At 67.1% G+C, this 6,966-nt stretch carries 6 protein-coding genes; 5 read left to right on the top strand and 1 reads right to left on the bottom strand.

Annotated features, from left to right (window positions below; all coding sequences use genetic code 11):
• The 3 genes from VML93_RS22650 to VML93_RS22640 all read left to right on the top strand — a co-directional run.
• Positions 1 to 1,396, top strand: a 1,396-nt coding sequence (locus tag VML93_RS22650) for a serine/threonine-protein kinase (protein ID WP_325614502.1), incomplete at its 5' end; no start/stop codon positions are given.
• A gap of 147 nt (positions 1,397 to 1,543) precedes the next feature.
• The gene (locus tag VML93_RS22645) at positions 1,544 to 3,382 is read left to right on the top strand and encodes a serine/threonine-protein kinase (protein WP_325614500.1); all 1,839 of its coding nucleotides are present in this window, start codon (positions 1,544 to 1,546) and stop codon (positions 3,380 to 3,382) included.
• A gap of 52 nt (positions 3,383 to 3,434) precedes the next feature.
• The gene (locus VML93_RS22640) at positions 3,435 to 5,912 is read left to right on the top strand and encodes an FHA domain-containing protein (RefSeq protein WP_325614498.1); all 2,478 of its coding nucleotides are present in this window, start codon (positions 3,435 to 3,437) and stop codon (positions 5,910 to 5,912) included.
• 15 nt (positions 5,913 to 5,927) lie between these two features.
• On the opposite strand, the gene VML93_RS22635 is transcribed toward VML93_RS22640, so the two are convergent.
• Complete coding sequence (locus VML93_RS22635; RefSeq protein ID WP_325614496.1) at positions 5,928 to 6,134, bottom strand: hypothetical protein; 207 nt, start codon at positions 6,132 to 6,134, stop codon at positions 5,928 to 5,930.
• A gap of 139 nt (positions 6,135 to 6,273) precedes the next feature.
• On the opposite strand from VML93_RS22635, the gene VML93_RS22630 reads away from it, so the two are divergent.
• Both VML93_RS22630 and VML93_RS22625 read left to right on the top strand, forming a co-directional pair.
• Complete coding sequence (locus tag VML93_RS22630) at positions 6,274 to 6,696, top strand: DUF6636 domain-containing protein (protein ID WP_325614495.1); 423 nt, start codon at positions 6,274 to 6,276, stop codon at positions 6,694 to 6,696.
• Between the two features lie 133 nt (positions 6,697 to 6,829).
• A partial coding sequence (locus VML93_RS22625; protein WP_325614505.1) for a hypothetical protein occupies positions 6,830 to 6,966 on the top strand: 137 nt, incomplete at its 3' end.

Below are 6,966 nucleotides of genomic sequence, written 5' to 3'. Positions count from 1 at the left end.
GCCGCTGACCCCGCCGCGGGCGGTGGCCATCATCACCCAGATCGCCTCGGCGCTGGACGCCGCCCACGCCGCCGGGGTGATGCACCGCGACGTCAAACCGCCCAACATCCTGGTCACCCGCGACGACTTCGCCTACCTGGTGGACTTCGGGATCGCCAGTGCGACCACCGACGAGAAACTCACCCAACTGGGCACCGCGGTGGGCACCTGGAAATACATGGCGCCCGAACGGTTTTCCAACAATGAGGTCACCTACCGCGCCGACATCTACGCGCTGGCCTGCGTGCTGCACGAGGCCCTGACCGGGGCCCCGCCCTATCGGGCCGACAGTGCCAGCGTGCTGGTCACCTCGCACCTGATGGACCCCGTTCCGCAAGCCAGCACGATGCGGGCGGGCATCCCCAGGGCGCTGGATGCGGTGATTGCGCGCGGCATGGCCAAAAAGCCCGAGGACCGCTACGCCAGCGCGGGTGACCTGGCGATCGCCGCCCACGAAGCGCTCAGCAACCCCGATCAAGACCACGCCGACAACATCCTGCGCCGCAGCCGGATGGCCAACGTGCCCGGGCCGGCCCCGGCCAACCCGCCACCCAACCCGCCACCCACCCTGGCGGCCACCCCGTCGCCGGCACCCACCCAGCAACCGTCGTACCCCGGCCCGGTCACCGCCGCGCCCGCGGCCAGTTCCCCGTACTACCAAGCCCCCACCACGTGGGGCGCCCAGCCGCCGGGCCCGCCGCAACCTCCGTCGACATCGTGGAACCAGCCCACGCCACCGGCCAAACGGAGCCGCTGGCCCATCTTCGCCGGCATCGCGGTTCTGGTGGTCGTCCTGATTGGCGCCGGCGTTGCCATCGTCCTGGCCACGCAAAAGGACAAGACGCCGCAGGCGGGCCAAAGCAGTTCGGCCGTCTCGACCCCGTCGAGCACCACACCGGCGTCAACTTCGGTCTCCCCAAGCAATGACCCGCAAACCAAGCTGCTGAGCCTGGTGCCCAAGGGCTATCCGATGGGCACCTGCACAACGACCACCCCGTCGGCCAACAGCATCTGGCAGGGTTCGGTGGCCATGGTGAAGTGCACGCAGAACACCAACCAGGGCGGCCCGTCCAAGGCGATCTACGGGCTGTTCCCCAATGTCGGGGCGCTGAAGAAGGCCTTCAACGACGACGTTGCCGCCGTGCAGCTGATGAACTGCCCCGGATCGGGGCCATCGCCGAGCGCGTGGCACTACAACAGCAGCCCGGACGTGGAGGCCGGCCAGGTCGCGTGCGCCACCTACAAAAACCAGCCGAACGTGATCTGGAGCAACGAGGGCAAGCTGGTACTCAGTGACGTTTTCGGGGGTCCCCCGCCCATCGAGGACCTGTACGGGTGGTGGGGCCACAACGGCTGACCGCCCCACCCGGATGACCGGCGCACTACCGGCCGTCCCCCACTAGCGTTGGGGATTGCCGGGCCCGGTCTTTGCTGCCCACGGGTCCGCGTGCCGGCTGTTGATATTGTCGGCAGGGGGTCGCGGGCTGGTTTGGAGGGGTCGACGATGAGCGACGAGCAAGGCTCGCGCGCGGGGTCGATGTTTGGGCCTTACCAGCTGAAACGCGTTCTGGGCCGGGGCGGGATGGGCGAGGTCTACGAGGCCGAGCACACCGTCAAGGGGTGGACGGTAGCGGTCAAGCTGATGTCGGAATCGCTCAGCAAGGACCCCATCTTCCGCGAGCGGATGAAGCGGGAAGCCCGCCACACCGGCCGTCTGCAGGAACCCCACGTGGTGCCCATCCACGACTACGGCGAAATCGACGGGCAGATGTACCTGGAGATGCGCCTGATCGAGGGCACCGACCTCGAAACCATGCTCAAAGAATCCGGGCCGCTGACCGCGCCGCGGGCGGTAGCCATCATCACCCAGATCGCCTCGGCCCTCGACGCCGCCCACGCCGCCGGGGTCATGCACCGCGACGTCAAACCACCCAACATCCTGATCACCCGCGACGACTTCGCCTACCTGGTCGACTTCGGGATCGCCAGCGCCAACACCGATGAGAAACTCACCCAGCTCGGCACCGCGGTGGGCACCTGGAAATACATGGCGCCCGAACGGTTCTCCACCGGCGAAGTCACCCACCGCGCCGACATCTACGCGCTGGCCTGCGTGTTGTACGAGGCCCTGACCGGGGCCCCGCCGTACGCCTCCGACAGCGCCGGGGTGCTGGTCACCTCGCACATGATGGACCCCATCCCGCTGCCCAGCGCCAAGCGCTCGGGCATCCCCAGGTCCCTCGACGAGGTGATCGCCCGCGGTATGGCCAAAAGGCCCGAGGACCGCTACGCCACGGCCGGCGCGCTGGCGCGGGCCGCTCATGAGGCGCTGACCAACAACCAGCGGGAACAAACCGTCGGCATCCTGCGTCACAGCAGCGAATCCACGTTGCCGCACCTGGCCGTCACGCCTCAGCCCGTCAAGATTGCGCCGCCGCGGCACGGTGGTACGGGGGGCTCCGGGCGGACGCCGCCGCCCACCCCGACCGGCCGCTCCAACTGGACTCCCACCGGCGGCCCCCCACCCGCGGCGCCCAGCCGACCCGGGCCCGTGCATCCGACGGGCGGCAGTTGGGGCGGCCCGCCCTCGGGCCCACCACCGGGAACCCGGTCCGGCTCGCAAGTCAGCCCAGCACCGGGTCCCCCACCAGGTCCGCCACCACAGTTCACCGGCGCCGCGCAATGGAGCCAACCCCAGCCGCAGCGCAGCCGTAACCAGTTGCCCATCATCGTCGGGATCGCCGTCGCGGTCGTCGTCCTCGTCATCGGCGCCATCGTCGTCGCGCTGAACATGGGGGGCTCCGACGACCGCCACAACGCGGAGGAAACCACGACGACGAGCACCTTCCCGACGAGCACCAGGACGACGATTCCGACCACCACCAGGACGACCATCCCGACGACCAGCGTGTCGGCGGACCTGCAGCGGCTGCTCAGGGCGTTGCCCGGCGGCTATCCCACCGGCACCTGCACGCCTGACAGCCAACCGATGCCGGGAGCGATGGTCTCGGTGAAGTGCGGGGTCAACACCGACCCCAGCGGCCCGACAGTAGCGGCCTACGGGCTGTTCCCGAGTGTGAAAGCAGTGCAGGACGCCTTCAGCAGCTTCACGAAGACGTTCACCATCCAGACCTGCCCTGGCGGGAAGGCGTCACCGGGCAACTGGTGGCACACGCAGGACCCGAACACCGTCCTCGGCCAGATCGCCTGCGGCGTCTACAAAGGCAACGAACCCCAGGTGATGTGGAGCAACCAGCAAACGATGGTATTCGCGCTCGTCGGCGGAAAACTTCAAGGACCCAACCTCGATCAGCTATACAAGTGGTGGGCTTCCCACTCCTGAGTCCGACGAAAGCCCGAGACCAAGAAGCCAGGTAGGCGCACGGAGGCTACGCATGGACGAGAAGACCGAGATCGTCACCGCCACTCCACCTCAACTGGAGCTGCGGGCGTGCGGTCGCACCTGGAAGGCCACTCCCGGTCGCTCCTGGACGCTTGGTCGTGCAAACGAGGCCGATATCCGTCTGGAAAATCCGCGGGTGTCGCGCAACCACGCCGTGCTGCAGCCGACCCCCGACGGGTGGGTCCTGGTCAACCACAGCAACAACGGGATGTTCGTCAACGGGCAGCGGGTGGAGAGCATGACGATACGTCAGCCCGTTACCGTGATGCTGGGTTCGGTGTCCTCCGGGGAAGTGGTGCAGCTCAACCCGATCGCCGCGCCGCCGCGACCGGCCCCGCCGCGGCCGCACGCGCCGGAAACCGCCGTCACGGCGGACGTACCCCCGCCGCCGCCACCGCCCCCCGGGCCGCCACGACCGCCCGTCCCGCAAAACCCAGCCCCGCCGAGGCCGCCCGTCCCGCAAAACCCACCCCCGCCACGCCGAAGGGGCGAGACGTCGATCGCCCGGCCGCCGACCGCGGTACACGACATCGACCAGTTGGTGGTCACGATCGGGCGCGCGCCCGACAACAACGTCGTCCTGGACGACCTGCTGGTATCCCGCCACCACGCCATCATGCGGCGCATCGGCAACCAGTGGGAGCTCGTCGACAACAACAGCGCCAACGGAACCTACGTCAACGGCAACCGGATCAGCAACGCCGTGATCGGGCCCGACGACATCGTCGGCATCGGCCACCAGCTAATGCACCTCGCCGGCGGGCGGCTGGTCGAATACGTCGACACGGGCGATGTGTCCTACGAGGCGTCGAACCTGCGGGTGGTCACCGGCGACGGCAAGGTGTTGCTCTCCGACGTCAGCTTCGCCCTGCCAGAACGCTGCTTCATGGCGGTGGTCGGACCAAGTGGCGCTGGGAAGTCGACGTTGTTGGGCGCGCTGACCGGGTTCCGCCCCGCCGGCAGCGGCGACGTGCGCTACGACGACCGCAGCCTCTACCAGAACTACGCCGAGCTCAGGCACCGGATCGGGTTCGTCCCGCAGGACGACATCCTGCACACACAGCTGACGGTGCGGCGAGCGCTGAACTACGCTGCCCAGCTGCGGTTCCCCCAGGACGTCTCCGCCAAGGAACGCAAGCAGCGCATCGACGAGGTGCTGGGCGAACTCGGGCTGACCGCCCACGCCAACCAGCGCATCGACAGTCTGTCCGGCGGCCAGCGCAAACGCACCAGTGTCGCGCTGGAGCTGCTGACCAAACCGTCGCTGCTGTTCCTCGACGAGCCCACCTCAGGCCTTGACCCGGGGTACGAGAAATCGGTCATGCAGACCCTGCGCGGTCTGGCCAACGACGGCCGGTCCGTGGTGGTGGTCACCCACAACATCGCCCAGCTCAACCTGTGCGACCGGTTGCTGATCTTGGCCCCCGGCGGTCGCCTGGCCTACTTCGGTCCGCCGCAGCAGGCACTGAGCTACTTCAACTGCACCGACTTCCCCGACCTGTTCAACCTGCTCGAACAGGACACCCAGACCGACTGGACGGGCCGGTTCAACACCTCACCGCTCAAGCAGGCCCTCACCGGCCCGCGCCCTGGGCACCGGCCGCCACACCCGGGAATCCCGTCGAAACCGGTCGCACAGCAGACCCCGTTCTCCCAGTTCCTCACGCTGTGCCGACGGTATCTGGCGGTCATCGCCGCTGACCGGCAGTATTCGGTGATCCTGCTGCTGACGCCGGTGCTGCTCAGCCTGATCGCGTTGACCCCGCCGGGCAGTGCCGGACTGTCGATTCCCAAGGCAATGACGTTGAAGTCAGGTCAACCCACCCAGATACTCATGATGCTGATCATCGGCGGAGGCGTGATGGGATGCGCCGCCTCGATCCGGGAAATCGTCAAGGAACGGGCCATATATCAGCGGGAACACGGCATCGGTTTGTCCAGTGGCGCTTACCTGGCCTCCAAGTTGGTGGTGCTCGGCGCCCTGACCACCATCCAAGCGCTGGTCCTGGGCTTACTGGGAACCGCGTTCCGGTCTCCGCCCGACGATCCGCTGCTGTTTCCGTCAGCCAGGTTCGAAATTGCGGCGGCCGTCATCGCGGTCACGGTGGTCTCGATGCTGATCGGCCTGTTGATTTCGGCGATGATCGGCAACGCGGATCGCGGCATGCCGATGCTGGTGCTGGTTTTCATGGCCGAACTGGTGCTCTCGGGCGGCATGTTCTCGCTGAACTCCCTGAAACCACTGGCGTGGCTGTCACCGTCGCGGTGGGCCTTCGCGATGTCTGCAGCGACCATCGAGCTCAATGACCTGAAACATTTCCTGGGCGGCGAAACAGATCCGTTGTGGGACCACAAGATAGGTACCTGGCTGTTCGCGTTGTTCGCGTGCATCCTGCAAGCGGTCGTGTTGGTGATCCTGATCGCGCTGGCGCTCAGGCGACTCGATCCCCAGCGAAAGCCGGGTAGGTGAACTGCGGCCGGCGGCTCAGACGTGCTTCATGACGAAGGGGACCCCGGTGACGGCCAGGTTGCCGCACGACATCTGAACCGAAAGCATCCGGTAGCCGAGGTAGTACACGGCGAATGACCAGACGCGACCGGCGCTGGCCCGCCACTGCGCGGGGAGCAGCGAGACCACACCGACCAGAACAGCGACGAGGGCGAAGCTGGACTTGAATGTGGTGTTCGTCATTTTCCGGTGCTGCCCTTCTGGTCTGGAATCTCGCTTATCGGTATGAACAAAGCTTCGGCCAGCGCACTTGTCGCATCCTTGAAGGATCCTTGGAGGGGATCTTGGAAAGGCCTTGTGGACGAACGAGAGGTAACCGGTGATGCGCACGGCCCTGGCGATGCTGGCCGCTTTTGCGGCGCTGGTGACTCACCCGACGGCGCGGGCGGACACTTTTTACCAGTTTCAGTCCCCGGCGGAGAACATCGACTGTGAGATGGGCTCGCTGGGCAACAAGGCGTTTGCCAGCTGTGAAATCGCCGACCACGTCTGGGCGGCGCCGCCGCGTCCGGATCGTTGCGAGGGGGAATGGGGAAACCGCTTCGAATTGCAGCAGGACACACCGGCCACACTGGTCTGCAGCTCGGACACTTTGCGCGGCAGCGACATGCCGACGCTCAGCTACGGGAGCGCGTGGTCGGTGAACCCGCTCACCTGCGACAGCGAGCCAAGCGGCATGACATGCACCGACCGCGGCACCGGCCATTACTTCCGGGTGTCACGCGATTCTTACGAACTGCACTGATGGCGCCACGCCCGCGACAGGGAGGACACTGGCAGGTGCTCCTCCGACCGGCACGACACTCGCGATTCGGGCCGCGCGCGGGGGGGCTGTTGATATTGTCGGCGGGGTTGCGGGGTGATTTGGAGGGTCAGCGATGAGCGACACGCAGGGCTCGCGGGTGGGGACGATGTTCGGGCCCTATCACCTCAAACGGCTGTTGGGCCGCGGCGGGATGGGCGAGGTCTATGAGGCCGAGCACACCGTCAAGGAGTGGACGGTCGCGGTCAAGGT

This window comes from Mycobacterium sp. (assembly GCF_035499775.1).
GTDB lineage: Bacteria > Actinomycetota > Actinomycetes > Mycobacteriales > Mycobacteriaceae > Mycobacterium.
Note: the sequence above shows the minus strand (reverse complement) of the source record. Positions and strands in the feature narration are given on the sequence as shown.

What these genes read in the sequence shown, in the direction of transcription:
- VML93_RS22645 (WP_325614500.1), top strand. Translation starts at nt 1,544, where the DNA reads ATGAGCGACGAGCAAGGCTCGCGCGCGGGGTCGATGTTTGGGCCTTAC.
- VML93_RS22640 (WP_325614498.1), top strand. Translation starts at nt 3,435, where the DNA reads ATGGACGAGAAGACCGAGATCGTCACCGCCACTCCACCTCAACTGGAG.
- VML93_RS22635 (WP_325614496.1), bottom strand. Translation starts at nt 6,134, where the DNA reads ATGACGAACACCACATTCAAGTCCAGCTTCGCCCTCGTCGCTGTTCTG.
- VML93_RS22630 (WP_325614495.1), top strand. Translation starts at nt 6,274, where the DNA reads ATGCGCACGGCCCTGGCGATGCTGGCCGCTTTTGCGGCGCTGGTGACT.